This window comes from Oleiphilus sp. HI0067 (assembly GCF_001635735.1).
Genome location: NZ_LWFI01000924.1, coordinates 1 through 2788, shown reverse-complemented (window position 1 = coordinate 2788; position 2788 = coordinate 1). Strand labels below are relative to the sequence as shown.

Below are 2788 nucleotides of genomic sequence, written 5' to 3'. Positions count from 1 at the left end.
TAATTCCAAGTTTTTTCAGGGTCTTAGGTGTAATTTTTTTACGTTTTACTTTTTGAGTTTTAGTAGTAGATGATTTCCCATGGCGTGCCATGATGCCTCCAGTGCGATTCTTTGCTGCTGAAAAAGATAGGGCTCTTGTGACATTCACGGTATAAAAAAGTTCATTCCAGTAAGGGATCTGGGCATGTCATCTTATGCCGTGATACATTCGTATAGTTAATCTTCGATCACAACAACAAACAGATTAAGCGGTAGCGACTTTCCATGATTATTAATCAAGATACTTTGAACTTCCTTCTTTATGACGTGTTTCAAGCAGAGGCTCTTACTGAGTTAGATGCCTACAAAGACCATGATCGTAGTACCTTTGATGGTGTTATCGATACGTCGCTTAAAATCGCACAAGACTACTTCTTACCGCACAACGCGAAGGCTGACGCAAATGAGCCAAGCTTTGATGGTGAAAGCGTATCGACCATTCCTGAGGTGAAAGAAGCGTGGAAGTATTTTACTGAAGCTGGATTGATTAATGCGCGTCATCGATTTGATGAGGGTGGAATGCAGCTGCCTGCGTTGGTGCATTCAGCATGTATGGGTTTGTTTACAGGCGCGAATCCGAGCACGGCTGGTTATCCATTCTTAACGAGTGCGGCATCGAATCTTATTCATGCGTTTGGGAGCGAAACCCAAAAAAGCTTGTATCTAGATGGAATGTTCTCTGGACGATTTGCTGGAACCATGGCTTTAACGGAACCGAATGTTGGTTCGAGTCTGGGAGATCTGACAACAAAAGCCACACCTCAAGACGATGGCAGCTACCGCTTGAAAGGTCAGAAGATGTATATCTCTGGTGGCGATCAAGATATCACCGAAAATATTATTCATTTGGTGCTCGCGCGCGTCGAGGGAGCTCCTCAAGGCGTGAAAGGGATAAGCTTATTTATTTGCCCAAAGTTTCTACTCAATGATGATGGCTCTTTGGGTAAACGCAATGATGTTATGTTGGCCGGTTTACTGCACAAAATGGGCTATCGAGGCACGACATCAACGGTGCTGAATTTTGGTGAGAAAGATGACTGTACTGCCTTCTTGATTGGTGAAGAGGGGAAAGGGCTTTCGTACATGTTCAAGATGATGAATGAGGCCAGAATTGGCGTAGGTCTTGGTGCAGCAATGATCGGTTATCGCGGTTATCTCGAGTCTTTGGCTTTCGCTAAAGACCGACCACAAGGCAGAAAACCCTCAAATCGAGACACTACAAGTGCCCCAGTGAATATTGTTGAGCATGCTGATGTGAAACGTATGTTGTTGGCTCAGAAAGTCTATGTAGAAGGTTCCTTAGCGCTGTGTTTGTTTGCGTCTAAATTGGTGGATGAACATGAGGCCGGTGGAGACGAAAATGCACTTGTGTTGCTAGATTTACTGACTCCGGTTGTGAAAAGCTACCCCTCTACTTATGGATGTAAAGCGAATGAATTAGCGATCCAAGTTTTGGGCGGCTCTGGCTATATTCGCGAGTATCCCGTTGAACAGTGCTACCGTGATAATCGGCTTAATCCTATCCATGAAGGCACACATGGTATTCAATCACTTGATTTGCTTGGTCGTAAACTATGGCAAAAACAAGGGCTTGGGCAGCAATTGCTCATGCAGCGAGTTCAGGCGACTTTAGCCAGAGCCAAAAAACATGAGCGCTTAGCTGATTTGGCTGAGCACTACAGCACTGCATTGAAAACATTTATCGAAACGACTACTGCTTTAGGTATGGCTCTGCAGCAAGGTCGAATTGATGAGACCTTAGCTAATTCTGCCTTATACCTTGATGTGATGGGGAGAATGGTCGTCGGTTGGTTGTGGTTAGACATGGCCTGTGCAGCATTAGAGTCGGATCGCGATGAAGCTTTTGTTTCGGGGAAATTACAAGCAGCACGTTATTTTATTCGTTGGGAACTTCCTGAAATTAATCATTTAAGCGAGTTGCTGAAAGGCTTTGATCAGACTTGCGTAGAAATGGAAGTTGACTGGTTCTAATGATCAGTTGATGAATAAAAAGGGGAGGTGACTCCCCTTTTTTGTGGGTGGAAATTGTTTCTAACGCGCGTAATAGGCAACCGTCGATGCCTTTTGAATAGTCTCTGCATTGATTAAATATCCTACGAGGTTCGGTGGGGTATTCTCGTCAACGTCTAAAGTTTCGGTGTTGAGTGCATAAACGGTAAATAAGTATTGGTGCGGTCTATCGCCTTCAGGAGGGCAGGCGCCTCCATAGCCTGTAGCACCGAAGCTTGTTTTGATTTGGATGCTACCTTTTGGCGCTAATTTAGCGTCGGTTTTACCTGCATTTTCTGGCAACGCTGTTGTGTCCGAAGGAATGTTGAACACAAGCCAGCGCCACCAACCTCCATCTGTGGGTGCATCTTTGTCGTACATGGTTATTGCAAAGCTTTTTGTTCCTTCAGGTGCATTCTGCCAGTTCAGTTCAGGTGAGATGTTTTCTCCCGAACAGCCAAAACCATTAAATACATGTTTCATCGCTAGCTGACCTTGAGCAGAGTCAGAACTAAGCGTGAGCCCCTGTGCCGACGCGGTTCCGGCTAATAGTAGAGCGCTGAACATAAGAAATATTGATTTCATTGTGAGTCCTTTTGATGGGGGGTGGTGGGCAAGTATAATTCTAGTTTCCTGCTGTGCTTTTTATAAATCGTTCGATTCTTTTTTGTTGAGCTTGCTGACAACCTTTGCGTTAGAGCCCTCCTTATCGGTAAACTCTGCAGTACATAAAAACACA

The 2788-nt window shown here is 44.7% G+C and carries 2 protein-coding genes; one reads left to right on the top strand and one right to left on the bottom strand.

Features of this window, described 5'->3' with window-relative positions; genetic code table 11:
* The first annotated feature begins 264 nt into the window (after positions 1–264).
* Positions 265–2031, top strand: coding sequence for an acyl-CoA dehydrogenase (locus A3739_RS11180; RefSeq protein ID WP_068473262.1), 1767 nt, complete (start codon positions 265–267; stop codon positions 2029–2031).
* Positions 2032–2091: 60 nt separating this feature from the next.
* Here A3739_RS11180 and A3739_RS11175 read toward each other — a convergent pair whose 3' ends face one another.
* The gene (locus A3739_RS11175) at positions 2092–2634 is read right to left on the bottom strand and encodes a YbhB/YbcL family Raf kinase inhibitor-like protein (RefSeq protein ID WP_082878372.1); all 543 of its coding nucleotides are present in this window, start codon (positions 2632–2634) and stop codon (positions 2092–2094) included.
* Between the last annotated feature and the right edge of the window lie 154 nt (positions 2635–2788).

Bases quoted from the DNA above. Each gene is read 5' to 3' on its own strand.
- A3739_RS11175 (WP_082878372.1), bottom strand. From the start codon at position 2,634: ATGAAATCAATATTTCTTATGTTCAGCGCTCTACTATTAGCCGGAACC.
- A3739_RS11180 (WP_068473262.1), top strand. From the start codon at position 265: ATGATTATTAATCAAGATACTTTGAACTTCCTTCTTTATGACGTGTTT.